The organism is Bacillus sp. T33-2 (assembly GCF_002860205.1).
Classification (GTDB): domain Bacteria; phylum Bacillota; class Bacilli; order Bacillales; family Cytobacillaceae; genus T33-2.
The window spans coordinates 14,185-38,966 of the sequence record NZ_PGVB01000050.1 but is presented as its reverse complement, the minus strand read 5'-3'; the positions used below and the strand labels follow the sequence as shown (position 1 = coordinate 38,966).

General features: G+C 39.4%; 27 protein-coding genes, 2 pseudogenes and 1 riboswitch. Of the genes and pseudogenes, 25 read left to right on the top strand and 4 right to left on the bottom strand.

The genetic code is table 11. From position 1 onward, the window contains the following. The first annotated feature begins 10 nt into the window (after positions 1-10). The 8 genes from CVD19_RS22795 (at position 11) to kduD (ending at position 9,650) form a co-directional block, all read left to right on the top strand. A complete protein-coding gene (locus CVD19_RS22795) occupies positions 11-880 on the top strand; it encodes a carbohydrate ABC transporter permease (RefSeq protein ID WP_101585475.1) in 870 nt (289 codons plus the stop codon). 12 nt (positions 881-892) lie between these two features. Beyond that, positions 893-4,297 (top strand): polysaccharide lyase family 8 super-sandwich domain-containing protein, encoded by a 3,405-nt coding sequence (locus tag CVD19_RS22790; protein WP_101585474.1) that lies wholly within the window; start codon positions 893-895, stop codon positions 4,295-4,297. 75 nt (positions 4,298-4,372) lie between these two features. Continuing rightward, complete coding sequence (locus CVD19_RS22785; RefSeq protein ID WP_101585473.1) at positions 4,373-5,572, top strand: glycoside hydrolase family 88 protein; 1,200 nt, start codon at positions 4,373-4,375, stop codon at positions 5,570-5,572. A 78-nt stretch (positions 5,573-5,650) separates the two neighbouring features. Then, positions 5,651-6,247 carry a YesL family protein gene (locus CVD19_RS22780; protein ID WP_180953758.1) on the top strand — a complete coding sequence of 199 codons (597 nt, stop codon included), beginning with the start codon at positions 5,651-5,653 and terminating at the stop codon, positions 6,245-6,247. Positions 6,248-6,278: 31 nt separating this feature from the next. Further along, entirely contained in the window at positions 6,279-6,929 is a 651-nt protein-coding gene (locus tag CVD19_RS22775; RefSeq protein ID WP_101585471.1) for a bifunctional 4-hydroxy-2-oxoglutarate aldolase/2-dehydro-3-deoxy-phosphogluconate aldolase, read from the top strand. After that, a complete protein-coding gene (locus CVD19_RS22770) occupies positions 6,926-7,942 on the top strand; it encodes a sugar kinase (RefSeq protein WP_308314894.1) in 1,017 nt (338 codons plus the stop codon). The genes CVD19_RS22775 and CVD19_RS22770 overlap by 4 nt, the downstream gene beginning before the upstream one ends. Positions 7,943-7,993: 51 nt before the next feature. Continuing rightward, positions 7,994-8,824, top strand: coding sequence for a 5-dehydro-4-deoxy-D-glucuronate isomerase (gene kduI / locus CVD19_RS22765; protein WP_101585470.1), 831 nt, complete (start codon positions 7,994-7,996; stop codon positions 8,822-8,824). A gap of 43 nt (positions 8,825-8,867) precedes the next feature. Continuing rightward, the gene (gene kduD / locus CVD19_RS22760) at positions 8,868-9,650 is read left to right on the top strand and encodes a 2-dehydro-3-deoxy-D-gluconate 5-dehydrogenase KduD (RefSeq protein WP_101585469.1); all 783 of its coding nucleotides are present in this window, start codon (positions 8,868-8,870) and stop codon (positions 9,648-9,650) included. Positions 9,651-9,677: 27 nt separating this feature from the next. Here the strand turns inward: kduD and CVD19_RS22755 are convergent, their stop codons facing one another. Then, positions 9,678-9,872, bottom strand: coding sequence for a hypothetical protein (locus tag CVD19_RS22755; protein ID WP_142383561.1), 195 nt, complete (start codon positions 9,870-9,872; stop codon positions 9,678-9,680). Positions 9,873-10,437: 565 nt separating this feature from the next. Then, the gene (locus tag CVD19_RS22750; RefSeq protein WP_101585467.1) at positions 10,438-11,274 is read right to left on the bottom strand and encodes a PaaX family transcriptional regulator C-terminal domain-containing protein; all 837 of its coding nucleotides are present in this window, start codon (positions 11,272-11,274) and stop codon (positions 10,438-10,440) included. Positions 11,275-11,534: 260 nt separating this feature from the next. Between CVD19_RS22750 and pdhA the strand changes: the two genes are divergently transcribed. The 14 genes and pseudogenes from pdhA (at position 11,535) to CVD19_RS26005 (ending at position 21,230) form a co-directional block, all read left to right on the top strand. After that, entirely contained in the window at positions 11,535-12,602 is a 1,068-nt protein-coding gene (pdhA, locus tag CVD19_RS22745; protein ID WP_180953757.1) for a pyruvate dehydrogenase (acetyl-transferring) E1 component subunit alpha, read from the top strand. A 19-nt stretch (positions 12,603-12,621) separates the two neighbouring features. Beyond that, positions 12,622-13,052: pseudogene (locus tag CVD19_RS22740) on the top strand (carbon starvation CstA family protein); the annotation flags it as partial. 599 nt (positions 13,053-13,651) lie between these two features. After that, positions 13,652-13,912, top strand: a complete 261-nt coding sequence (locus CVD19_RS22730) for a metal-sensitive transcriptional regulator (protein WP_101585464.1) — start codon at positions 13,652-13,654, stop codon at positions 13,910-13,912. 143 nt (positions 13,913-14,055) lie between these two features. Next, a complete protein-coding gene (locus CVD19_RS22725) occupies positions 14,056-14,283 on the top strand; it encodes a sulfurtransferase TusA family protein (RefSeq protein WP_101585482.1) in 228 nt (75 codons plus the stop codon). Positions 14,284-14,319: 36 nt separating this feature from the next. Then, positions 14,320-14,802, top strand: a complete 483-nt coding sequence (locus CVD19_RS22720) for a DsrE/DsrF/DrsH-like family protein (RefSeq protein ID WP_101585463.1) — start codon at positions 14,320-14,322, stop codon at positions 14,800-14,802. 50 nt (positions 14,803-14,852) lie between these two features. Further along, positions 14,853-15,212, top strand: coding sequence for a rhodanese-like domain-containing protein (locus CVD19_RS22715; protein ID WP_101585462.1), 360 nt, complete (start codon positions 14,853-14,855; stop codon positions 15,210-15,212). A 24-nt stretch (positions 15,213-15,236) separates the two neighbouring features. Then, positions 15,237-15,533, top strand: a complete 297-nt coding sequence (locus CVD19_RS22710) for a rhodanese-like domain-containing protein (protein ID WP_101585461.1) — start codon at positions 15,237-15,239, stop codon at positions 15,531-15,533. A gap of 55 nt (positions 15,534-15,588) precedes the next feature. After that, entirely contained in the window at positions 15,589-16,164 is a 576-nt protein-coding gene (locus CVD19_RS22705; protein WP_101585460.1) for a sulfurtransferase TusA family protein, read from the top strand. A gap of 588 nt (positions 16,165-16,752) precedes the next feature. Then, positions 16,753-16,875 (top strand): annotated as a pseudogene (locus CVD19_RS22700) (DsrE/DsrF/DrsH-like family protein); the annotation flags it as partial. Positions 16,876-16,921: 46 nt separating this feature from the next. Continuing rightward, positions 16,922-18,049: an MBL fold metallo-hydrolase gene (locus CVD19_RS22695; protein WP_101585459.1), complete on the top strand. Its 1,128-nt coding sequence runs from the start codon at positions 16,922-16,924 to the stop codon at positions 18,047-18,049. 50 nt (positions 18,050-18,099) lie between these two features. Continuing rightward, on the top strand, positions 18,100-18,327 hold the full coding sequence (locus CVD19_RS22690; protein WP_101585458.1) for a sulfurtransferase TusA family protein: 228 nt from the start codon (positions 18,100-18,102) through the stop codon (positions 18,325-18,327). A 55-nt stretch (positions 18,328-18,382) separates the two neighbouring features. Further along, on the top strand, positions 18,383-19,159 hold the full coding sequence (locus CVD19_RS22685; RefSeq protein WP_101585457.1) for a sulfite exporter TauE/SafE family protein: 777 nt from the start codon (positions 18,383-18,385) through the stop codon (positions 19,157-19,159). 514 nt (positions 19,160-19,673) lie between these two features. Beyond that, the gene (locus CVD19_RS22680; protein ID WP_101585456.1) at positions 19,674-20,099 is read left to right on the top strand and encodes an OsmC family protein; all 426 of its coding nucleotides are present in this window, start codon (positions 19,674-19,676) and stop codon (positions 20,097-20,099) included. A 951-nt stretch (positions 20,100-21,050) separates the two neighbouring features. Next, a complete protein-coding gene (locus tag CVD19_RS26005) occupies positions 21,051-21,230 on the top strand; it encodes a tyrosine-type recombinase/integrase (protein ID WP_101585455.1) in 180 nt (59 codons plus the stop codon). A gap of 150 nt (positions 21,231-21,380) precedes the next feature. Here CVD19_RS26005 and CVD19_RS22670 read toward each other — a convergent pair whose 3' ends face one another. Both CVD19_RS22670 and CVD19_RS22665 read right to left on the bottom strand, forming a co-directional pair. Next, positions 21,381-21,575 carry a hypothetical protein gene (locus CVD19_RS22670; RefSeq protein WP_101585454.1) on the bottom strand — a complete coding sequence of 65 codons (195 nt, stop codon included), beginning with the start codon at positions 21,573-21,575 and terminating at the stop codon, positions 21,381-21,383. 125 nt (positions 21,576-21,700) lie between these two features. Beyond that, complete coding sequence (locus tag CVD19_RS22665; RefSeq protein WP_101585453.1) at positions 21,701-22,075, bottom strand: DUF2294 domain-containing protein; 375 nt, start codon at positions 22,073-22,075, stop codon at positions 21,701-21,703. Positions 22,076-22,290: 215 nt separating this feature from the next. Beyond that, positions 22,291-22,430: riboswitch (cyclic di-AMP (ydaO/yuaA leader) on the top strand. A 419-nt stretch (positions 22,431-22,849) separates the two neighbouring features. Between CVD19_RS22665 and CVD19_RS25655 the strand changes: the two genes are divergently transcribed. The 3 genes from CVD19_RS25655 to CVD19_RS22655 all read left to right on the top strand — a co-directional run bounded on the left by CVD19_RS25655 (position 22,850) and on the right by CVD19_RS22655 (position 24,771). After that, positions 22,850-23,122 (top strand): SLC13 family permease, encoded by a 273-nt coding sequence (locus tag CVD19_RS25655; RefSeq protein WP_257985262.1) that lies wholly within the window; start codon positions 22,850-22,852, stop codon positions 23,120-23,122. After that, a complete protein-coding gene (locus CVD19_RS26000; protein WP_374702918.1) occupies positions 23,094-23,183 on the top strand; it encodes a hypothetical protein in 90 nt (29 codons plus the stop codon). The genes CVD19_RS25655 and CVD19_RS26000 overlap by 29 nt, the downstream gene beginning before the upstream one ends. Before the next feature lie 247 nt (positions 23,184-23,430). Beyond that, positions 23,431-24,771, top strand: coding sequence for a TrkH family potassium uptake protein (locus tag CVD19_RS22655; protein WP_101585452.1), 1,341 nt, complete (start codon positions 23,431-23,433; stop codon positions 24,769-24,771). Positions 24,772-24,782: the final 11 nt, after the last annotated feature.

Genomic DNA, 24,782 nt, shown 5'->3' with positions numbered 1-24,782 from the left:
GAGTTTTTTCATGGAAATTGCAACTGAATCCTCGGTCTATACCCTTGGACATAAACCGCGAAAAGTATTGGTAAATAAAATACTTAAATATATTGCGATTATCTTTGTTTCATTTTTGATGGTGCTGCCCTTTATTTGGATGCTGTCTGCATCACTGAAGGCAGAGTCGGAAATTTTCGGTTTTCCGATTAAGTGGATTCCAGAGACATTCCAGTGGAGCAATTATATGGACGTTTGGACAAGGGTGCCTTTTCACATTTATTACTTAAATACATTGAAAATTGCAGTAGTAACAACGGCGTTAGTCATTATCAACAGTTCCCTTGCCGGTTACGCTTTTGCAAAAATCAAGTTTCCCGAAAGTAACCGTTTATTTTTCATCTATGTTGCAACCATGATGATCCCTTATCAGGTCATGATGATTCCGCAATTTATGCTGATGAAGGAATTAGGATTAGTCAATTCTCATTGGTCGTTGATTTTACTTGGAGCCTTTAATCCGTTTGGTGTGTTCTTGTTCCGTCAGTTTTTCTTATCGATACCAGATGAATTACTAGAAGCAGCAAGAATTGATGGACTAAGCGAGTTTGGTATCTATTGGAAGATTATTTTGCCTTTATCAAAACCCGCCATTGCCACTCTCGTCATTTTTTCTTTCATGCATTCATGGAATGATTTCTTAGGTCCATTAATTTATTTAACTTCCGACCATTTATATACGCTACAGCTTGGAATTCAGCATTTTATTACACAATATAACACGGAATATTCTCTGCTAATGGCCGCTGCCGTTTCAGCCGTCATCCCAACGATCATTGTCTACTTCTTAGCTCAAGACCATTTTATCAAAGGAGTAGCCAACACCGGTATAAAAGGATAAAGGAGCGAAGTAATGAAACTGCTTAAAAAAGCATTGTCAATTTTTATTTGTCTTTCATTGATCTTTGTGATGACATCGAATTCCTCGTTGATTTTTGCAGCTGAATCAGGCCGGCTTTTAAATACTGGATTTGAAGAAACAATTGCACCTAAGTCAGGATGGGACCAATTAGGTGCTGCTGAGTGGAGTGTATGGACACCGGCAGGAAATCCCGTTGTGTCTATTTCAGAAGACGCGAGTTACACGGGTAAATATGGATTAAAGATTAATGCAGCTCAAACCGCGAGAGCAGCAGTTTCACAAAATGTGTCCGTTCAGGGCGGAAAAACCTATGAACTTAGTACATGGCTTAAAACAGAGAATATTATCAGCAGTCAAGGTGCCAGGATGCGAGTGATTACTTATGAGGGAACTCAACAGCTCGGTCTCCTTTATTCATCGAGATTAACCGGCACCCACGATTGGTCGCAAATCAAAATGGAGGTAAAGCCTCCTGAAAATGCAGACAGTATTCTTGTTCAGCTTTTCTTTGAAACTGGGACGGGAACGGTGAAGTTTGATGATGTTTCCTTCAAATTGATTGAGCCTGCTACCTCGATTTCATTAGAGAACAGTGAATTAACGATTCAAGAACAGGAGACGGCTGATTTAAATGTAAAGCTGGAACCAGCAGATGCTAGTTCCATCGTTTCCTATATTTCTACTGATAATACAATTGCGACTGTGGATAATGGCATAGTGAGCGGAGTAAAAGCAGGAGAGGCCACAATTTTCGCTTATACAGATAATGGACTTTATGCCAGCAGCACGGTTAAGGTTGTGAAAAATGATGCTCTAGAACGGCCGGCTATCGAGGTGCTGGACATTTATCCAAAAGGAGTCCAACTTGATGTGGGCGAAGTGCGTGTATTTCAAGCAAAAACCACTCCTGAAAATGCTGATTCAGCAAAATTGGTCTGGCAATCTTCCAATGAAGCGGTAGCTGCTGTTCAAAATGGCCTGATTGAAGCAAAATCAGCCGGAAACGCGGTCATTACCGTTCAGACGGAAGATGGAAGGATAAAAAGTGAAAGCCAGATGACAGTTACCGAGCCTGTGCTGGACGAATATGACACTCTTCGTAAGAAGTGGGAAAACCTGATGACAGGTTTTGATTCTTATGACAACTCCAATGAAAGAATGAATCAAATTATAACCGAGCAAACAAACTCAGCAGAATTACTATGGAAGACGATGGTTAAGAATCAAGAGCGTTCTTTCCTGTGGTTTGATTTGGCTAGTACAGACAATTCTGCTGACATACGTGAAAGCTACCGAAATTTAACCACCATGACAAAAGCAGTGACGAATGAAAATTCCCCGCTTTATCGTAATCCGCAATTGCTAAAGGATATAGCGGACGCTCTTCTTTGGCTGTATGAAAACCGATATAACGAAACCATCACACAGTATAGCAATTGGTGGCATTGGGAAATTGGGGTTCCGAATGAATTAAACAGTATCATGGTCCTTCTGTATGATTACTTAGACAAAGAAACGATCCATCGTTATTTAAAGGTGGTAGATCACTTCCAGCCGGATCCAACCAAATCCGGAGCGACTACCCCGGAAAAATATCGTGAAGCCCGTGGAGCGAATAGGATTGATGTCAGCAAGGTAGTAGGAATTCGCGGCGTGATTGTAAAGGATGCGGAAAAAGTAGCTGCTGCGCGGGATGCACTAAGTCAAACCTTTGAAAACGTGACGAAAGGTGAAGGCTTTTACGAGGATGGATCGTTTATACAGCATGGGAATATTGCTTATAACGGATCATACGGAATTGTGTTAATTGAGGGACTAACAGAAATGCTTGAATTATTAAGCGGCTCGACTTGGGATGTAAGCGATCCAAATATAAACAATGTTTATCGATGGATTGAAAATGCTTTTGAGCCGTTTATGTACAAAGGTGCTTTGATGGATATGGTGAGAGGAAGAGCGATTTCCCGTGATTTTCTGCAGGATCATCAGGCTGGTCATACGGTCATCAAAAGTGTGATTCGCATGGCACAATTTGCTCCTGAACCATATGCCGAAAAGTACAAGAGTATGGCCAAATATTGGTTACAAGAAGATACTTTCCTAGATTACTTTGAAAATGCAAGCAATTTTCGAGACATTGCCATGGCTAAGAATCTATTAATGAATCAAGAGGTCAACCCCCGGGGAGACCTGGATTTTCACAAGACCTTTGCTTATATGGACCGAGTGGTTCACAGAAAACCGGGCTACGCTTTCGGGATCAGTATGTACTCTGAAAGAATTCAAAACTATGAAGATATGAATAATGAAAACCGAAAAGGCTGGTACACCGGTGATGGGATGACATACTTGTACAATGGTGATTTAGCTCAGTATAGTGATGGTTTCTGGGCGACAGTTGATCCTTACAGGATGCCTGGAACCACGGTTGATACGATGAAAAGAGCGGATGGAAGCGGCGAACATACCTCACCAGAATCATGGGTAGGGGGTTCAACGCTGAATCGATTTGGAGCTGCAGGTATGTCTTATAAAGCCTGGAACAGTTCTCTGACCGCCAAGAAATCTTGGTTTATGTTCGATAATGAAATCGTTGCGCTTGGTACGGGAATCAGCAGTAATGATAACAGAACGATTGAAACGATTGTTGAAAACCGCAAAATCCGTCATGACGGTAGTAATCAATTGATGATTAATGGTGAAAATCTCGAAATAAGTGACGGACAAAACCATTCAATTACTGCCGAATGGGCCTTCCTTGAAGGAAATGTTCCTGGAGCGGATATTGGCTACTATTTCCCAGAAGGAAAAACACTGACGGTAAAGAAAGAGGAACGGACTGGTGCATGGAAGGATATCAATTATAGCGGACCGGCTGATCTAATCAAGCGATCCTATGCCACGTTGTGGTTTGACCATGGTGTTAATCCAGTAAATGACACCTACTCCTATGTACTATTACCTGGTCTAAACCCGGAACAAACGAAACAATATTCCGCGAAACCGGAGATTGAGATTTTACGAAATGATACAGCTGTTCAAGCTGTCCTGGATAGGAAAGAAAATATCATTGGCGCTAATTTCTGGAATGATGAAAAGCAAACGGTGGGCTCCCTTACGGTTTATCAAAAAGCCTCCATCACGCTGCAGGAGAAAGATCGTGTCCTTGAGATTGCTGTTTCCGACCCAACGATGAAAAACAACGGGTTCATTGAAGTCGAATTCGATAGGAAGGCTGTCAAGGTTCTGGAGGCAGATGAAAATATTACCGTAGAATCCACCAAGCCATCAATCAAGTTGAAAGTCAATGTGAATCAAGCCCATGGCCAAACGTTCACAGTGAAATTGAAAATGATTCCGAGCAAAGAAGGCAACAGCCCACATTCCATTAAATAGGAACCGGCGGCCCAAAATTTTCAATCAATGACGCTGCGTAAAGCGTTTGGATCTTAAAACTAGAGGTGAAGGAATATGACAGTATTTGTGGATCAAGTGAGGAAAGAAAAAATAAACGATTTAGGAAAGTATCAAGAAACCCCTGCTGTAGATCTTCCCTTCGTGGAAAAAGCGATTCAGCATGTTTTAGCAAAAATTGATCAAAGCTTAGATGTGTTTACGGATTTGTTTCCCAACACAAACAGTGACAATCTTGTTTATAAACCGATTGAAAACGTAGAATGGACAACAAGCTTTTGGACTGGGATGCTATGGCTTGCCTATGAATATACAGGGGATGAAAAATACCGAAAAGTAGCCGAAAAGCAGGTAGAGAGTTTTAAAGAACGTCTTGATAAGCGTATTGAAGTAGACCACCATGACCTAGGATTTTTATACACTTTATCCTGTGTTAGCGCTTATAAATTGACTGGAAATAAGCTGGCAAGAGACACAGCGATTAAAGCTGCTGATCTATTAATTACGAGATACTACGATAAAGCGGGTATTATCCAGGCGTGGGGAGACTTGACAGATCCGAAGCAAAAGGGACGGATGATCATTGACTGTAATATGAATCTGCCATTGCTTTACTGGGCATCCGAAGTAACAGGAAAAGCTATATACCGGGAAATAGCGCAGAATCATGTTAAACAGGCGGCCAAATATATCGTCAGGCAGGATGCTTCAACCTTCCATACCTATTATATGGATCCAGAGACAGGAAAACCATTGTATGGAAATACGCACCAAGGGTTTTCGGATGATTCTTGCTGGGCACGTGGGCAGTCCTGGGGTATTTATGGATTTCCCCTAAGTTACCACTATACAGAAGACTGGAATTTAATTAAATTAGCGAAAAAGCTTACAAACTATTATTTAAATAGACTGCCGGAAGATCAAGTTTGCTACTGGGATTTGATTTTTACAGAAGGTGATGAAGAACGGGATAGTTCTGCGGCGGCGATTACCGTTTGCGGACTGTTGGAGATGACGAGACATTTGCCTTTAACGGATCCAGAAAAGAGAGTTTATGAGAATGCAGCGCTAGCAATGATTCAATCATTATATGAAAATTATACGACCGAACTAGACAGCGTAGCCAATGGCATTTTAAAGCATGCGGTCTATTATAAAGCTGGCGGCCTCGGTGTAGATGAGAGTTGTATATGGGGCGATTATTATTATTTTGAAGCATTGATCAGGCTGGCTAAAGACTGGAAAATGTATTGGTAAGAGATTTTAGCGGAGTGGGAAATAGCTTTTTAATCGATGTTTCCCACCCTGAATCTCACGGAAAGGGGAAAAGTTGGAATGATGGATGGAAAGATTTATAAAGCAATGGAATTTATGATGAATGCTTTCTTGTTAAATATCCTTTGGCTGGTGATGTGTCTGCCACTCATCACGATTTTCCCTGCCACAACAGCCATGTTCGCTGTGGTGCGCGAGTGGAAAAATCGAGGGGATATTCGAATTTTTGCTACCTTTTTTAAAAAATGGAAAGAGAATTTTAAACAAAGCATCGTCATTGGTATCATATGGCTGATTTTTACTGGCGTCCTTTTGGGGGATTTGATGATTACCAATCAGCTAAATTCCAATGTGAAATACATCTTATTTTCGTTTTTTTTCCTTTTATTAATATTGTATTTATTTGTATCCATCTATATTTTTCCTGTCATCGTCCATTACCAAGTAACTTGGAAAAATGCCATAAAGAATGCACTGCTATTATCGATCAGCCGCTTGCATAATACAATCTTGTCAATCGGCGTCCTTATCGGTGCGATTGCTTTATGTTTCTATTTTCCTGCTGCCATGATGCTGAGTTTCAGTTTGGGTGCTTATCTTATTCACTCCTTAGTTAGCAGAGGTTTTCACCTTGAAAATGAGGCGGAAGTTTCATAAATGAGCAGATTAATCAGCAAAGGAGGCTGCTATGAATAAGTATAATGTCATAACCAAAATAACTGAGTGTGGTGTCGTCGCGGTGGTAAGAGCTGACTCCAAAGAAGAAGCCGTGCAGATTTCGGAAGCTTGTGTAAAAGGCGGAATCTATGGAATTGAGGTTACCTTCACCATCCATGACGCAGAAGAGGTTATTAGAGAATTAGCGTCTCACTATGCTGACAACAGCGAGGTCGTTCTTGGGGCAGGTACGGTGCTCGATGCTGCAACGGCGAGAATCGCCATTTTAGCAGGTGCGCAATTTATTGTTAGCCCATGCTTTGATGAACACACGGCAAAGCTTTGCCATTTATATCAAGTTCCCTACATGCCAGGCTGCATGACGATTACGGAAATGAAAAACGCATTAGAGTATGGAGTGGATATCATCAAATTGTTCCCTGGTCAAGCATTTGGTCCAGAATTTATAAAAGCAGTAAAAGCTCCGCTTCCTCAGGTGAATATTATGCCAACCGGCGGAGTAAGCCTGGATAATGTGGACCAATGGATAAAAAATGGATGTGTTGCTGTCGGTGTGGGCGGAAATCTGCTTGCACCCGCCCAAATGGGAGATTATGAGAAAATTACTGAAAATGCACGTGAATATATTAAAAAAGTAACAGAAGCGAGAGAGTCATTATGATAAAAAAAATTGTCACTCTTGGAGAGATCATGCTTCGTCTCTCGACGCCAACGGGAATTCGTCTTAGCCAAACGGATCAATTTTCTGCTCATTACGGGGGTGCGGAAGCAAATGTGGCTGTGTCATTAGCTCAATTCGGATATGCCGTTTATTTTGTAACCAAGGTTCCTGATCATCCATTAGGAAAGGCTGTTGAACAGCACTTGAAATGCCATGGTGTCCAAACGAATTACCTGTTAAAGGGAGGAGAACGGTTGGGGACCTATTATTTAGAAGCAGGTGCAGGCGAGAGAAGTGCTCAGGTTACCTATGACAGGAAAAATTCGAGCTTTTCAAAGCTTGGAGTCGATGAGGTAAAAATAGAAGAGATTTTACAAGGAGCATCATTATTTCATGTTACGGGCATTACCCTGGCCTTATCTCCTTCCTTAAGGGAACTTGTTCTTCTTATTCTGCTAAAAGCAAAGGAACTGGGCGTAAAAACTAGCTTTGATTTTAACTACCGTGCAAAGCTTTGGAGTCAGGATGAGGCTTCCGAGGCAGTAAAACCATTGCTGCCGTACATTGATATTTGTTTTTGCGGGGAATTGGATGCCGTTCACATCCTTGGAGTTCATCCCGCGGATGGTTCATTATCCCAAGAAGAGAGACTGATCAATTACTATCAAACCATTAAAGAAATGTATCCAAATATTCAATATTTGTGTTCAACCTTTCGAACTGTCATTTCTGCTTCCAGTAATAAGCTGCAAGGAAACTTATATGTAGGTGGTAAACTTCACCAATCAAATGTTCATACAATTGAACCAATTGTCGATCGTGTGGGAGGCGGGGATGCATTTGCCGCAGGAATTTTATCGGGGATATTGGAAGAAATTCCAGCTGAGGAGATGGTTTCTTTTGCAGCAGCAGCCTCAGCCTTAAAACATACAATTCAAGGTGACTGTAACATTTTTTCAAGGGAAGAGATCCTTGATTTTGCCGCAAAGGAACCGGGTAAAATCGTCCGCTAATCGTTTACACGTGATCTTTGAGCAATCACTATCAAAAAGGAGAGATGAATGATGGAAACACGTTACGCACACCATCCGGAGGATATGAAAAAATATACGACGGAGGAATTGCGAAAAGAATTTCTCGTTGAAACTCTTTTTGAACCAGGTCAGGTACACCTAACCTATACACATGTGGACCGAATGGTTTTTGGAGGAGTCACTCCTGCTGGCCAGGAATTAACAATTAAGCTTGATAAAGAATTAGGAGTTGAGTATTTCTTAGAACGTCGGGAGTTAGGAATCATCAACATCGGCGGCGAAGGATCTGTCGTCGTCGACGGAACGGAATATGACATGCAGCAGAGAGACGGTTTATATGTTGGGAAAGGAACGAGGGAGGTACTATTCCGTTCGAAGGATGCTGAGAGTCCAGCTAAATTTTACATTAATTCTGCGCCCGCACATCATACGTATCCAACCGTTAAAATTGATATCAATCAAATTGACCCGTTACAAATGGGTTCTCCTGAAACATTAAATGAGCGCAAAATTTATCAATATGTTCACCCAAATGTTTGCGAAAGCTGTCAGCTGCAAATGGGTTTAACCATGCTGGCACCAGGAAGCGTCTGGAACACGATGCCTTGTCATACACATGAGCGCCGGATGGAAGTGTATTTATATTTTGATATGGAACCGGAGACTCGTGTCTTCCACTTTATGGGCAAGCCGGATGAAACAAGACATTTAGTGATGAAAAATGAACAAGCCGCAATCTCACCAAGCTGGTCGATTCATACTGGAACGGCAACAAGCAACTACACCTTTATTTGGGGAATGTGCGGAGAGAATATTACTTACAGTGACATGGACCATGTAAAAATGGAAGGTTTACGCTAGGCTTTGCCTAAGTATGAGTTCTTCAGATAGGGAGGGTTAATTAATGAGCAATCATCTTGAATCATTTTCACTTGAATATTTTAGCCTCGCCGGTAAAGTAGCGATCGTGACGGGCGCGAATAAAGGATTAGGACAGGGATATGCCGTTGCCCTTGCTAAAGCCGGTGCTGACATTTTTGTTGTTTCAAGGAGCGGGGATTGGAATGAAACCAGGGATCTATTAGAAGAAACAGGGAGCAGGGCGGCTTTTTTTCAGGCCGATTTAAGTGATAGAGAGGCTGTAAAACAAGTAATTCCCGAATGCCTAAAAACATATGGAAAACTTGATATTCTAGTAAACAATGCGGGTACGATCCTTCGCTCGCCATTATTAGAGTATAAAGAAGAAGATTGGGACCAAGTGATGGAGGTCAATTTACATTCTCTGTACTTGTTGAGTCAAGGGGCAGCCAAAGTGATGGCAGAGCAGAAAAGTGGGAAAATCATTAATATTGCTTCCATGCTTTCTTTCCAAGGCGGCAAGTTTGTCCCGTCCTATACGGCCAGTAAGCATGCTGTTGCAGGTCTTACAAAAGCGTTTGCCAATGAATTAGCCGATAAAAATATCCAAATCAATGCACTTGCCCCTGGTTATATTGCTACGGACAATACAGCCCCCATCCGAGCGGATGAAAAGCGTAACGCTGAAATCCTGTCACGAATTCCAGCAGGCCGCTGGGCTGATCCATCTGACTTGATGGGTGCTGTTGTATTTTTAGCAAGCAGAGCGTCCGATTATATGAACGGGCATGTTTTAGCGGTTGATGGAGGTTGGCTAGCGAGGTAAATAGAATGAGGTTTTGATTTTACTTCCTCAATTGTATTTGCCATCCGAATTCAGCAAAAATGCGTTAATCCTTCCTTGGTCTAATTTCACTAGAGAGGTAGGAAGCAAGTCTTGTTTTTGCTGTGTATGGACAGAAGTGACCTTACAATCCAGAAGCGGATTCCTGTTCATACTTTCGTTGCCAACCAGATACTCGTTAAAATTCTGTTTAATTTGATCCATTTGAGTTAAAACATCCGTATTACTGGCAGCTTTCACGCAGCGATCCAGAGCGTTTCTGCCACCAGCCAGCATTCAGCATCAGGGACAGAAGACATTTTATACAATATAAAGAAGTTTCCCTGGCGATTAAAGAGGTTGCAGAGAATGTAGAAGTCCAACATGCATTAACGGATAAAATAAATCGCCTATTACATCAATTTAAAGTTTAACTAGGAGGGGTGTTACAACTCTCTTTTTACTCTAATAAGAATTTTTTCACTGATTTCTTTAAAAATGCTTAAACTAGTGGGTGCGCTGATCCAGGAAGGATTAGCGCTTATTTTATGAATTAACGCTCATTTGGAACGCATGGAGCAGTTTTTGAATAGGAACGGGTGATTTATTACCATGGATATCCAAATGGGTTTTATGGTTTGGACAAGGTTTCCCTATCGATACACTCCGCTTATCCCCCCCCCCGAGATAATAACACTTGTTTCTGGAATCTTATTAGTTCGGTCATTAGAAAAGAGATAAATGTTTATATAACTTCATTCAATAAACAGGTGCGTAGATCCAGGAAGGATTAACCGCCTTTTCTTACTTCAAAATCAGTTACAAATGAGGAATAATAAGAGTTTTCAGGGATTAAAGTAACTAAAGTTTGGATTAACTTATCTATTGAGAAAAGTACAGTTGTTCCTAGCCAATTACCAGGTAAGAATTCAGCTGGTAACATAGGGTCAGCTATTATTAGATCATCCCTTATCTCCTTTAGTGTTAGAAAGTTTGTAAATACCTGTAAAGGATTTCGGTTCTTATCTGTAATTAAACTATTGAATTTTGTTTTATACTCATCCTCAAGCCATATTTGTATATTTTTGTAGTTAGTGTTGATTTCTTCTAAATTCCATAATGATCTAGCAGTGTTTGGACCTGATCTACCTTCAGGATCTATCCCATTTAACAAAAACTCATTACTTGAAATAATGGTTATATAATCTTCTATTTCAAGTGAATCAATCAGATTTATCACCTTATTTATTACATCCCATGGGTAAACATAAACGCTCTTGTAAAGCATACCAAAACCTAATTCTAGTAAACCTTTCCTAAATGCATCCCTTTTCCTTCTTAATGTTTCTGGAATCTCCAAGAATACTAAGTACCATTTTCCGTTCCAATGTTTAGTGTAAAAGTTATCCTTTTTAGAATATAGATTATATGCGTCTAGACCACTTGGTGTAATTTTATAAATTCCTCTCTCTAATGAGGTTATATAAGACATTCCTTTAAATTTAGATAAGATATTTCTTATTGATTGTGGAGTATAATTCATTTCCTCAAAAATATTAATGAGTTCTTTCCCTTCCATTTCAACCTTTTTAGATAATAAGTATAATAACTGCTTTTCAACTGTCACGTATTTCACCTCTACATAGAAAAGAATATAACGAATTAATAATGTTATTCAAGTGAACGCTATTAAAGAAAATAATTATTAAATGCTGCTTTTTTAAAAGAATAAATATCTATTACTTAGTTTAATTGACACATCAATGTATGTTATATAATATAAATATTAACGACCGTATTTATTCGTGTTATAAAAACCACAAGGAGGTTATTTATTTATAATTAAATATCTGAATAATAGCTATTAATTTGAAGGACGTGATAAAAGTGAATAATCTACAAGAAGTTAATGAATTTGAAACATTTCAACTGTTAAATGAAAACGGAGAAGTTGTACATAAGAACTTATTACCTGAACTAAATAATAAAGAGTTACAACTTCTAATGGAACGAATGATTTATACTAGAACAATTGATCAAAGATGCATTTCATTATCCAGGCAAGGAAGATTAGGATTTTATGCTCCAGTTGCTGGACAAGAAGCTAGTATGATTGGAACGCAGTTTGTACTAGAAAAAGAAGATTGGATATTACCGGGGTATAGAGATCTTCCACAAATGTTTTTTCAGGGGGTTCCATTATCCCAATTATTCCAATGGTCCAGGGGGCATCATAAAGGAGGTCTAATGCCTGAAGGAGTTAACGTTACACCTCCTCAAATCATAATAGGCGCACAAATTGTTCAAGCTACAGGAGTTGGACTTGGTTTAAAAAAGAGAAAGAAAAAAAATGTTGCAATTACTTATACTGGTGACGGTGGATCGTCTCAAGGAGATTTTTATGAGGGGATAAACTTTGCAGGAGTTTTCAATGCTCAAACCATTTTTGTTGTTCAAAATAATCAATTTGCAATCTCAACACCATTTGAAAAGCAAACAGCAGCAAAGTCGATTGCACATAAGTCTGTTGCTGCTGGAATTAAAGGCGTAAGGGTAGATGGAATGGATATTCTAGCTACTTACGTAGTTACAAAGGAAGCAAGAGAACGAGCAATTAGTTCAAATGGGCCTACGTTAATTGAAGCTGTTACCTATCGGTATGGTCCTCATTCAACATCAGGTGATGATCCAACACTCTATAGGAACGAACAACTTGAGAAAGAATGGGCCAAAAAAGATCCTATAAAAAGATTTAGATTGTTTTTAGAAAAACAAGGTTTATGGACTGAGGAACAGGAGTTTCAAATTATAGAACAAGCAAAAAAAGATGTAAAAAATGCAATAAAACAAGCTGAATCTGAGAGTAAGCCAAAGGTCTCCAATTTAATTGAGAATATGTATGAAGAACTACCTTTCAATTTAATGGAGCAGTTAAATCGAGTAAAAGATTTATGAATCAAGTGAGGTCAGAGGGATGAATGCGGTTACAGTCGTTATAGGCTCAATGTGTTTTTTAATGATTGCGTATCGTCTTTACGGTACTTTCATGGCTGTGAAAGTTATGAAAGTAAAAGCATTGGACGAAAAGAGAAAGACACCGGCACATGAGATGAAATGATGGAAAGGATTATGTGCCTACCAATAAATGGGTGACCTTTGGCCACCATTTTGCTGCAATCGCGGCAGCTGGACCGCTTGTCGGACCGATTTTGGCAGCCCAGTTCGGTTATCTTCCCGGATTGTTATGGCTATTAATCGGGGCGGTTATCGGGGGAGCTGTGCATGATGCAGTTGTCCTGTTTGCGTCCATGCGCAAAAAAGGAGGAAGTAGCGAAGGAAGAGCTTGGGCCTGTTGCGGGATTCTGTACAGGTTTGGCGATGCTGTTCATTATTACGATTACCATCTATAGTCGTTTTTCCCTTATGCTTACCAGAGGTATTTTCCTTCAGGCTCAAGCGCCAGCTTAAAGCGCTTAGGCCATAAATAGAGGATTTGAAAAATGAGAAAGAACAAAATGGCAATAAACATTTCATGTACTACATTTAATAAGAAGTATTCACAATAAAAAAGTTTTTATTTACTCCGCTTGACAATATACCCTATAGGGTATAATATAAGTCTATAAACACAGATATGGTGGTGGATATGTTAATTTCAATACTAGTGTTAGTTTTCGTCGTTCTGGGTACCAGCGTCTATAAACGCCATGTCCCTGTCCATAATGTTCCTTGTAATGAAACCGGTTTTCTTGAACCTCACACGACTATATTGGATATAAGGGATTATAATAACAAAGCCAATGATATAAAGCGTGAATCCTTAAATATACCTTATGCCTATCTAAGACGTTTTAATAGCGAGATCACGCCGGGTAAGATACATGTAATTGCTTCAAATAGATTAGAGTTAAATTTGGGAATTCGATTTTTAACGAGAAAAGGTTTTGATATAACCAGTTATGAAATATCTGAGTGTCCTTGTAAGCAGAAAGGTGGGTTAGAACATGGAATACGATAAAAATGTAATAAACCGTTTAAAACGGATTGAAGGCCAAATAAAAGGTGTATTAGGAATGATGGAACAAGGAAAAGACTGTAGGGATATTGTCACGCAATTATCAGCTGCACGAAATGCGATTGACCGTACAATAGGTGTCATTGTGAGTGAGAACTTGGAGCAATGTGTTCGTGAAAATGTCGAAAAAGGCGAAAACACAGACCATCTTGTAAAACAAGCTGTTGAGCTACTAATCAAAAGTAGATAAAATATAAGGGTTGACAGCTTATGCAATAGACATTATTATATACCCATCGGGGTATTAGAAAACCCTTTTATTTTTAAGTTAACAAATACCCATAGGGGTACGAGTATATTAATATAAATATGGAGGCTAAACGAAAAAACGAAATGAATGCAGATAAAGTATTAGATGCTAAGGGGCTTGCTTGTCCGATGCCAATCGTAAAAACAAAAAAAGCAATCAATGATTTACAATCAGGTCAGGTACTAGAAGTTCATGCAACAGATAAGGGAGCGAAGGCTGATTTAATAGCTTGGGCCAAATCTACTGGAAATGAACTGTTAAAACATGAAGAAGAAAACAATGGTTTAAAGTTTTGGGTTAAAAAGGGTTAATGTTCTTTATCTAAATACTAAGAGGGGGAAATTTCAATGACAGAACAAAAGAAAAAAACCACGATTATCTTATTCAGTGGAGATTATGATAAAGCAATGGCGGCTTACATCATTGCAAACGGGGCTGCAGCATATGACCATGAAGTGACTATTTTCCATACCTTCTGGGGTTTAAATGCACTGAGAAAAGATGAGCCATTAACATTAAACAAGGGATTCCTAGAAAAAATGTTTGCCAAAATGATGCCTCGCGGCGCTGACAAAATGGGCTTATCCAAAATGAACTTTGCTGGAATGGGACCTAAGATGATCAAGCAGGTCATCAAAAAGCACAATGCTATGACCCTTCCACAATTAATCGAGATGGCTCAAGAACAGGAAGTAAAGCTGATTGCATGTACGATGACAATGGATCTTTTAGGCCTCCAGCAAGAAGAACTGTTAGACGGCATTGAGTATGCAGGTGTGGCAGCTTATTTAGGGGATGCTGAAGACGGAAACGTGAACTTATTCATCTAAATTGATACGGGGGACCTAACGGTTCCCTACGTAATTAAGGAGATAGGTAAATGGAATATTTAAATTATGTGCTGATAGGACTGTTAATATATTTTCTCCTACAGCGTGTGCTGCCTACAAGTGGAGTAAAGCAAATTACCACTTCTGAGTTGAGAAATGAATTGAAAAATAAAAACAAACAATTTATAGATGTTCGTACAGCTGGTGAATTTAAATCTAAACATATCAATGGCTTTAAAAACATTCCCTTGAATGAGCTTAACAGGAAGGCAAACGAACTTTCGAAAGATAAAGAAGTAATCGTGATTTGCCAGAGTGGAATGAGAAGCAACAAAGCTAGCAAAACACTAAAAAAACTAGGTTTTAAAAATATAACAAATGTTAAAGGTGGAATGAGTGCTTGGCATTAAAATTTTGAACAGGAGGATAGCGGTATGGAACAAATCACTGCTAAAGAGGTCGAAGAGTTACTAAATGAAGGAAATACGCTCAATATTATCGATGTACGTGAAGTGGATGAAGTAGCCAATGGAAAGATACCAACTGCCATTCATATTCCGTTAGGATTGCTAGAATTCAAAATTCAGGATTTGGACAAATCCAAAGAATATATAATGGTTTGCCGTTCTGGAGCGCGAAGTGGCAGGGCAACCCATTTCCTTGAGGGACAAGGTTTTACAGTCATCGATATGACTGGTGGAATGCTAGCTTGGGAAGGAAAAACAGAATAAAAATATTTTGAAGTGTTAAATACCTATGCGGGTATAATTTGAAGGGGGATTTCTCGTGGAGATTATTAAATCAAATGTTATGTTGGATGCAAAAGGTTTAGCTTGCCCAATGCCGATAGTGAAAACCAAAAAGGCTATGACTCAGTTAGAGGGAGGCCAGGTGTTAGAGGTCCAAGCTACTGATAAAGGTTCAAAGGCTGACATTAAAGCTTGGGCTGAGAGTACAGGGCATCAGTATTTAGGTACTATTGAAGAAGGAAATGTCCTTAAGCATTACCTGAGAAAATCATCGGGTGAAGAAACAGTGGAAATTAAGCATCCGTACGTTATTAACAATGATAATCTTCAAGCAAAATTAGCGTCCAATGAGGATATTGTCATTCTGGATGTAAGGGAAGAGGCTGAATATGCGTTTAACCATATTCCTAATGCTATTTCCATTCCATTAGGTGAATTAGAAAGCCGTCTTAATGAATTAAATAAAGAGGACCAAATCTTTGTTGTATGCCGTACAGGCAGCCGCAGTGATTTAGCCGCGCAAAAGTTGGCGGCAAATGGATTTGGAAAAGTGGTTAATGTGCTGCCGGGCATGAGTAAGTGGTCAGGAGAAACTGTTAGCCTTAACCTGTAGTATCTAATGAATTATGTATAACAAACTGATGCCTGTACAAAAAACGTTCGGTGCAACGCAGTAAACCACAGCTTTTTCTGCCATGTGTTACTAGTACCGAACCATATCTATTCAACAGATTCTACATGATATATAACTTGAAATCGTGTAAGTGATAACCAGCCTAACTTAATCGTCAGTCGATTCTGTCTGTTTCGGTTTAGAATGTTTTCCTTTGATGTTCAGTCAAAGTCCATGACAAATCTGGTCGGTTAAAATGTGGCACTTCCATGGACTCACCCCTAGTATTTTTGGCCGCATAATAAAACATCTTTTTACTGTTATTTCCAAATCAAACCACCGCCCGTTTATAGCTATCTTGTATAGTATAGGTTCTAAGTATACGGGATGATATAACAGGTCACCAGGATGAGAGGGGCTTGTTTAAAAACGGGAAAACAAAAACCAACAACGAGATTTAACAGAGCAATTTATAGAAAAGGGAATTTGGGTCATTTTCTGTTCCATTCCCTTTGTTCAAAAAATATTTATTATAGGGATAGTAAAACATGAGTACAAAAGTAGCAATTATTGCAAGCAATGGTGGTTTGTTTGATGACGATGGATGTTATGGGACTGGAAAAAGAAGCGTTCGTTGAAGGCATTGAAGTTGGTGGGGCAGTGACATTCCTTGAGTTCGCAAAAGATGCTGATGTCACGTTAACATTTTAATAGAATAAAAAATTTTACTAAAAAATATACTGTAGGGGGTATTGTTATGACGGTAAGTATTATGACAGCTAAAGAAGTTACACAACGAGTTTTTAATAAGCAGGAATTGTTCATTCTTGATGTGCGAAATGTTGATGCATTTCAAGATTGGAAGATTGAAGGGCAAAATTTTGAGTACCTGAACATTCCGTATTTTGACCTGCTGGATGGGGTAGAAGAAATCCTGGATCAAATTCCGGCTAATAAAGAGGTATTAGTCGTGTGTGCGAAGGAAGGCTCATCTATCATGGTGGCTGAAATGCTATCAGAGGCAGGCCGTGATGTTTCATATCTGCAAGGCGGAATGAAAGCATGGAGTGAGTATTTAGAGCCTGTTAAAGTTGGAGACCTTAAAGATGGCGGAGCAATCTACCAATTTGTCCGCATCGGAAAAGGATGTCTTTCCTACATGGTCGTTTCTAATGGCGAGGCAGCGATCATTGATTCAACCCGTATGGCAGATGTGTACACCGCATTCGCCGATGGCATTGGAGCAAAAATTTCAAATGTTTTTGATACACACCTTCACGCTGACCATATTTCAGGTGGAAGAACGATTGCCGAAAAGACAAGTGCAACTTACTGGCTGCCTGCTAAAGATGCAAGAGAAGTAACATTTGAGTACCAGCCCTTAGAGGACGGCAACAGTGTAACCATTGGGAATACAATGATCAATATTGAAGCCCTCTACTCTCCGGGTCACACCATCGGCTCCACGTCATTTGTCGTGGATGAAAAGTATTTGCTTTCTGGAGATATCCTGTTTGTTGATTCCATCGGAAGACCGGATTTAGCGGGACTGGCTGAAGATTGGGTTGGGGACTTGAGAGAGACTTTATATAAACGTTACAGAGAACTTTCGGATGAACTGATTGTACTTCCGGCTCACTTCATGATTATCGAGGAATTGAATAATGACGGCAGCGTTGCGAAAAAATTAGGTACACTGTTTGCAGAAAATCATGGTCTGAACATTGAGGATGAAGCAGAATTCAGAAACATGGTAACCGGCAACCTGCCTCCGCAGCCAAATGCCTATCAAGAAATCCGTGAAACAAATATGGGCAAGCTTACACCGGATGACGAACAGCAGCGCGAGATGGAAATCGGACCTAACCGTTGTGCGGTGCGGTAATCCAAAAAATAAATATTATAAAATTATTTTGATATTAGGAGAGATGAACAATGAATTCAGATAAGGTATTAGACGCAAAAGGCCTTGCTTGCCCGATGCCAATCGTTAAGACTAAGAAAGCGATCAATGAACTGCAATCTGGACAAGTGCTGGAAATACATGCGACAGATAAGGGTGCAAAGGCTGACTTGGCCGCATGGTCAAACTCTGGAGGGCATGAGCTTTTGCTATCAACAGAAGAGAATGGCGTATTGAAATTCTGGATTAAAAAAGGTTAAGCCATAAGCAAAGGGAACCAAACTTGGTTCCCTTTTGGCAAGGGAGGTACTACAGATGGACATAACATTTATTATTACCATCTTTTTAATCGGATTCATAGGCTCCTATATATCAGGGATGCTTGGAATAGGCGGATCAATCATTAAATACCCGATGCTTTTATATATCCCGCCTATATTCGGTCTAGCAGCATTTAGTGCTCATGAGGTTTCAGGTATTAGTGCTGTACAAGTTTTTTTCGCTACGATTGGCGGAGTTTGGGCCTATAGAAAAGGGGGCTATCTCAATAAAACCCTGATTGGCTACATGGGAGCGAGTATTTTAGCAGGCAGTTTCATTGGAGGATATGGTTCCAAATTAATGTCCGAAGATGGTATAAACATTATATATGGCGTGCTGGCGTTAATAGCTGCGGTAATGATGTTTATACCAAAGAAGGGAATCGATGATATTCCTCTTGACCAAGTAAAGTTTAACAAGTGGCTGGCCGCATCATTATCATTAATCGTTGGGATCGGGAGCGGTATTGTCGGGGCAGCAGGAGCGTTCTTATTGGTGCCAATTATGCTGGTTGTGCTGAAGATACCAACAAGGATGACGATTGCTTCCTCATTAGCCATCACCTTTATTTCATCCATCGGTGCCACGATTGGTAAAATTACAACCGGACAAGTTAATTACTTTCCTGCCCTCATCATGGTGATTGCCAGCATTATCGCATCCCCTCTTGGAGCAATGGCGGGAAAAAAGATGAATACGAAACTTCTTCAGATCATATTAGCTGTGTTAATAACAGCAACTGCAGTAAAAATCTGGTTAGATATTTTATAAGTGCTAACTAAATAGAAATGGGAATAGTTTATCTGTCCCAAATATGGGGTGGTAAAAATGTTAAAGAGAAAGAACTGTTGTCAGGGTTCTTGAGGGATCACCAAGGAAAAACCCGGAAAGAAATTTATTCCTCCAATATGACCGGGGGTTTTCATCAGGAGTCATTATATTAATCCAAAAAGTATTATAAACGTCGGTTCGCTAGTATGTATGTTTCATTATATAAATTTGGTTTGTTGTATAAATCCAAATACAGCAGGAAGGGTAATACAGTTAGTTATTATCCTAGTGCCTTAACTTTAAAGGTTTATTTAGCATTTATAAAAGAGTAAGGAATCTATCTTATTATAATGTTACATAGACCTTTCTTTTTCTGATGCTATTAATATACACCAGTACATAGAAAATATTAGGCTCTGTGGATATAATTGACTCAAATCTCTGCAAACTAAAGAATTCGATTAATCAATATTCTTAGTTAAAGGCAGGAACAAACATAGAAAGGATGAAACGAATGAAGACAACGATTAATTGGACAGGAGACATGGCTTTTTCGGGAATAACACCATCAGGACATGAAATAAAGATGGATGCTGCTCCAGAGGTAGGGGGACAAAATAGTGGCGCAAGACCGACAGAGTTAATTTTGCATTCACTTGCCGGATGCACAGGAATTGATATTGTAATGATTTTGAAAAAAATGAGATATGAAATTCAAGCCTTAAATATGGAAATAGAAGGAACAAGGGCAGAAGATCATCCAAAACGATTTACCGATTTTCATATTCATTACTCACTTGAGGGAGACCTGCCCGAAGATAAGGTGGTTCGTGCTATTCAATTATCAAAGGATAAGTATTGCTCTGTATCACATTCATTAAATGCAAACATTGTAGCCAGCTATTCCATTAACGGTGTGAAAGGCAGTAAATATATATAAGGTGTAGGTTCCTGTTGTTTTTAATTGTACTATTCTTAAATACTTAACAGACCAACTAAGTACGCTAATGTATTGATTCAATACAACAAATGAACCTATGTATAAAGAGATGCTAAACTTTAAATGTTAAGCATCTCTTTTGTTTGAATAGCATCTTTTACTAAGACTTTTTCATTCCATATGGAGATAATATAACTTATAGGAAAATAGTAGGATATTTATGAATGACATTTATACTGCTACGATTTAAGCTTTTCCGCTTACGAAAAATGGAATGGGAAGTGTATAGAAATAGAGAGCTAAAAGTTAGTTACTGAAAAACTGCTTAGGATTTGAGATGCAAAAACATGAATTGCTTTTTCAAGGGGAGGAATGTTTATATTAGGTCGATTACCTACACCAGCACCATAGGCATTAGGGTTGGGGTTTTGAATATCCATAGGGATAGGATATGGTCGTCGATCTGGTTAGCCTCATAGAATCGATCCTCAAGAAAGCCAACTTGTTCATGAGAAAGTTCCAATACAATTTCGTTATCGCTATCCTCATACGCCTTCAATACAACTTAGCTGTCTGTGCATCACGGATCACATTCCCAATTCTAAGGTAGAGATTTTTTTCATCACAGATGTATTTGGTGAATTCACGCAATTTTGTTATATCCATTTGCTTTCGCTCCATAGTTTCTAAACTTCAATCTCTTATATTTGCCGGGTATCCCATTTATGGAGCCCATTTTAGTGAGGCAACGCTGAGACTCCGGTTAAGTTCTTTCTTCATTTTATAAATTTTGTGTTAGCGAGGATTATATAGACAGTTCCCCAATAAAAAGCCGGTGGTTACCTCGTGTTCCACAATCACTTCCTAAGTATTTAGAGAAAGAGGAGATTGCTAAGATTCGTAATCATAGCGAATTTAACCTCACTTTGAAATCAAGCGTTGATAGAATTTATGCTAACAAGAGGGTGCCGAGTTATAGAAGTAAGTGAACTAAATCGGGAGGAGGTAGATCTTGAGAACCGTACGGCATGTGTTGTGGGTAAAGGCAAAAAAATTCGCTATGTACACTTTACAGAAAAGTGTGCTCTTTTATTAGAACGGTATTTCTCATTAAGCCTTAATTCTTCATAGGCGCTTTTTGTAACTCTCATATATGAAAAAACAATAATTATATGGAGTTAATAAACACTTCACGTCCATCTGCGTGTCGTACAAGACATTTTTTTAACAAGCTCTGCTGCAAAAATCATAAGCTAAAAAACCAGCTGCAAACAGCTGGTATTATTTATTGATATTAAGCAATTTAAATAATGATGGCTTTTTCTTATCTACGATCTTTAACTGATCCATTTGTAATCGTTGTTCATGTTCAGCAACCCATTTTTTTAAATCCTGCTTATTCCGGCAACAGGCCATGAAAGTCTCGCCATTTTTCCCTACTCCGTTAATTATATATCTATGTCTAGTATTCTCCATTTACTGCCACCTTTTTCGCGATTATATTTAAGTTTATTCTGAAGACCAACCAGCTCAATACTATATTAATAGAAACACAGCACAAAAATAAGTGGAAATAGCTGCTCCGATGCACATGCGAGTCTTTAGGAATTGTTGTCCATGCATTTTTCCAGATCTTTTTCAATTATAAATATTTCTATTCTTTCTCCAGTCTTCGTACTTATATCACTATGTGAAGATAGGACCTTACATCCAGTTAGATTTTGCACAATGCTTTCGTGCTCTTCACTATACATTTCCCTCAGAATTTGCCTCATTTGTTTGACTATTTTTTTTCCATCCTCATTTTTAATTAAATGCTTTTCCTCCACTGTAAGAACTCCCTTAAAGCGCGTGATTATCATATCATTGATAATATAAGTTTTAGCTTCTTGAGGGCCCCTGCCTACGAGGTCACGCTGGAATTTTATAAAGGCAGCACTTATCTCAGCCTCTAGCTTTTTCTTTATATGTGCCATAATTTTCTCCCTGTTCTAAGGAATCTCGAAAATATCATAAAGCCCATGCTTGAATTTTGTCAATGTGATTATGAAAATAAAAAAGCCAGGTGATATTTAAGTTAATTAAATGTGGTATAAAAAAAGCCATATAAAAAGGTGTATTATCTGTCGGACATGGGTTTACAAATAGCAAACGATAAGGTTAGAATGTTTTCATGAACATAAAATACTAGAATAAATATCGGCCAAATCTCAAAGGTTTGAGAACGGAGGAACCACTAATAGGGGTTAATTCTGCATTTGCAGGAAGGATGAGATACTCTTTCGCCATCCTACCCGTCAGCTAACTTCGTCGGCTAAAGCGAAGGAGGTCATTATAAGACCGCCTTGATCAGGGGGCTCTTTTGTTGCTGAACTTACAGCAAAATAGCAGCCTGGGCATATACGCAGGTCTTTTTTATTATGCGTAGCATGAAAAGGATTGTTGGAAGACAGAATGCAGAGAGAGCTTAAAAAGCTGGCTAGGCGTTAGGTAGACCAATGAATGCTTTTCTCCATCTTAAAGTGTTTTACAGGCAAAACTTAAACTTCTAATTCTTCTACCTGTTTGTAGTATAGGGAAGATGGATAGTTTTTTGCCATGACGAACCATTGGAGGAGAGTAGGCATTGGTCTATTTTTTGTGCTCAAGCTGCTTTTTTCGGTGGGTAATTTGCACTCGTTGCACAGGATTTGAAATCATGTAATTGACAAATACTAAATGAATAATAATTGCTGTTCAGGAGGCCTATTGTGTCACAATCTTTTATTGCGCTAAGCATTCTCATCATTGTGTATGCAATTATCATTTCCGAGAAGATACATCGGACAATTATAGCATTGGTCGGTGGCATACTAATGATTTGTCTTGGAGTACTTAATCAAGAGGAGGCACTCCATCATATTGACTTCAACACACTGGGATTTTTAATTGGAATGATGGTCTTTATCTTGGACAGGTGGGGAATTGAAATCGACAACACTTCTCATTCTTTGGATGAGTGCATTGCTTTCTGCTTTTGTTAACAATATCCCGTTTGTAGCCACAATGATCCCTATGATTAAAGAAATGGAGAAATGGGCATGACCAACTTGGAGCCATGTGGTGGAGCTTACCACTGGGAGCTTGTTTAGGCGGGAATGGAACCTTGATAGGAGCCAGTGCGAATTTGGTGGTCGCCGGATTAGTAGCAAAAGAAGGGCACCCAATTTCCTTTGTTAAGTATTTAGTTATTGGTTTTCCTTTGATGCTGGTCTCTATAGTGATTTGCACCATTTATGTGTATATAAGATATCTTTTATAATCCACAACACTTTTAAGGCAGGAGATAAACATGAAGAAAATAACGGACTATCTGGATCCGCCAAAAATAATCGTATTGGGCTTTGCGACATTGATCCTGATCGGTGCATTTTTACTGACCCTACCTATTGCAACGCACGATGGAAACGGCCTTGTTTTTCTAAATGCGTTATTCACCGCTACCTCGGCTACTTGTGTGACCGGGTTGGTGGTCGTCGATACGGCCGATACATTTACGACATTCGGTGAATTGGTAATCTTGACACTGATCCAAATTGGCGGACTAGGCTTTATGACATTCGCCACATTCTTTTTTTTTCTTTTGGGCAAGAAGATTTCTTTAAGAGAACGGCTGATATTGCAGGAGGCGTTGAACAACGTTTCTTTTGCGGGAATTGTGCGTCTGGTAAAAAGGGTGTTGATTTTCACAGCCATCATTGAACTGACGGGTGCGACTATCCTTGCAATCCGATTCTCTTTTGAAATGCCCATTGGGAAAGCCATTTATTGGGGAATATTTCATGCAATATCAAATTTCAATAACGCAGGCTTTGACTTAAACAGGGAATTCCGAAGCCTGACACCTTTTGTGGATGATCCAACTGTCGTCTTGACCGTTTGCGCACTCATTACGTTAGGTGGAATTGGCTTTATCGTGTTGAATGAACTGTATGAATTTCATGATACACGACGGGTTTCAGTGCATACGAAGGTAGTTTTGCTAACAACATTAATTCTGACCCTTGGTGCGGCCATATTGATTTTCATCTTTGAATACGGGAACGACAAAACTCTTGAGCCGCTTTCTTATACTGGAAAGGTGTTGGGCTCCTTATTCCAGGCCGTTACACCAAGGACAGCTGGTTCAAACACATTGCCAATTGGGGATTTAACACAATCATCATTATTCCTGCTCATCTTCCTGATGTTTGTTGGAGCTGGGCCGGGATCCACTGCAGGAGGCATAAAAATCACTACGTTAGCTGTTCTGTTAACAGCAGTTTGGTCTCAAATCAAAGGGAAGGAACATGTCGTTATGTTCCAGCGCCGAATTGTGATGGAAACCATTTTCAAGGCACTTACTGTCGCGGTCAGTGGATTGATCATTGTAATGACCATTACGATGATACTGACGATTTCCGAGGGAGAACGACACAATTTCATCATGTACCTGTTTGAAGCTACATCGGCGTTTGGCACGGTAGGTTTGTCAATGGGACTCACACCTGAACTGTCACCCATTGGCCGTATTGTCATTATCCTGACAATGTTTGCAGGCAGATTAGGGCCATTGACTGTTGCTTATGCAGTCGCCGTGAGAAGAAAGCCTGATAATTTCACTCATCCAAAAGGAAAAATAATGATTGGTTAAAATCCACATTG

Coding starts and splice junctions, on each gene's coding strand:
- CVD19_RS22730 (WP_101585464.1), top strand. CDS start 13,652: ATGGAATACGATAAAAATGTAATAAACCGTTTAAAACGGATTGAAGGC.
- CVD19_RS22695 (WP_101585459.1), top strand. CDS start 16,922: ATGACGGTAAGTATTATGACAGCTAAAGAAGTTACACAACGAGTTTTT.
- CVD19_RS22670 (WP_101585454.1), bottom strand. CDS start 21,575: ATGGAGAATACTAGACATAGATATATAATTAACGGAGTAGGGAAAAAT.
- CVD19_RS22770 (WP_308314894.1), top strand. CDS start 6,926: ATGATAAAAAAAATTGTCACTCTTGGAGAGATCATGCTTCGTCTCTCG.
- kduD (WP_101585469.1), top strand. CDS start 8,868: ATGAGCAATCATCTTGAATCATTTTCACTTGAATATTTTAGCCTCGCC.
- CVD19_RS22780 (WP_180953758.1), top strand. CDS start 5,651: ATGATGGATGGAAAGATTTATAAAGCAATGGAATTTATGATGAATGCT.
- CVD19_RS22725 (WP_101585482.1), top strand. CDS start 14,056: ATGAATGCAGATAAAGTATTAGATGCTAAGGGGCTTGCTTGTCCGATG.
- CVD19_RS22755 (WP_142383561.1), bottom strand. CDS start 9,872: ATGGATCAAATTAAACAGAATTTTAACGAGTATCTGGTTGGCAACGAA.
- CVD19_RS22785 (WP_101585473.1), top strand. CDS start 4,373: ATGACAGTATTTGTGGATCAAGTGAGGAAAGAAAAAATAAACGATTTA.
- CVD19_RS22720 (WP_101585463.1), top strand. CDS start 14,320: ATGACAGAACAAAAGAAAAAAACCACGATTATCTTATTCAGTGGAGAT.
- CVD19_RS22715 (WP_101585462.1), top strand. CDS start 14,853: ATGGAATATTTAAATTATGTGCTGATAGGACTGTTAATATATTTTCTC.
- CVD19_RS22665 (WP_101585453.1), bottom strand. CDS start 22,075: ATGGCACATATAAAGAAAAAGCTAGAGGCTGAGATAAGTGCTGCCTTT.
- CVD19_RS22690 (WP_101585458.1), top strand. CDS start 18,100: ATGAATTCAGATAAGGTATTAGACGCAAAAGGCCTTGCTTGCCCGATG.
- CVD19_RS22790 (WP_101585474.1), top strand. CDS start 893: ATGAAACTGCTTAAAAAAGCATTGTCAATTTTTATTTGTCTTTCATTG.
- CVD19_RS26005 (WP_101585455.1), top strand. CDS start 21,051: ATGCTAACAAGAGGGTGCCGAGTTATAGAAGTAAGTGAACTAAATCGG.
- CVD19_RS22710 (WP_101585461.1), top strand. CDS start 15,237: ATGGAACAAATCACTGCTAAAGAGGTCGAAGAGTTACTAAATGAAGGA.
- CVD19_RS22795 (WP_101585475.1), top strand. CDS start 11: ATGGAAATTGCAACTGAATCCTCGGTCTATACCCTTGGACATAAACCG.
- CVD19_RS26000 (WP_374702918.1), top strand. CDS start 23,094: ATGAGTGCATTGCTTTCTGCTTTTGTTAACAATATCCCGTTTGTAGCC.
- CVD19_RS22685 (WP_101585457.1), top strand. CDS start 18,383: ATGGACATAACATTTATTATTACCATCTTTTTAATCGGATTCATAGGC.
- CVD19_RS22655 (WP_101585452.1), top strand. CDS start 23,431: ATGAAGAAAATAACGGACTATCTGGATCCGCCAAAAATAATCGTATTG.
- CVD19_RS22775 (WP_101585471.1), top strand. CDS start 6,279: ATGAATAAGTATAATGTCATAACCAAAATAACTGAGTGTGGTGTCGTC.
- CVD19_RS22680 (WP_101585456.1), top strand. CDS start 19,674: ATGAAGACAACGATTAATTGGACAGGAGACATGGCTTTTTCGGGAATA.
- kduI (WP_101585470.1), top strand. CDS start 7,994: ATGGAAACACGTTACGCACACCATCCGGAGGATATGAAAAAATATACG.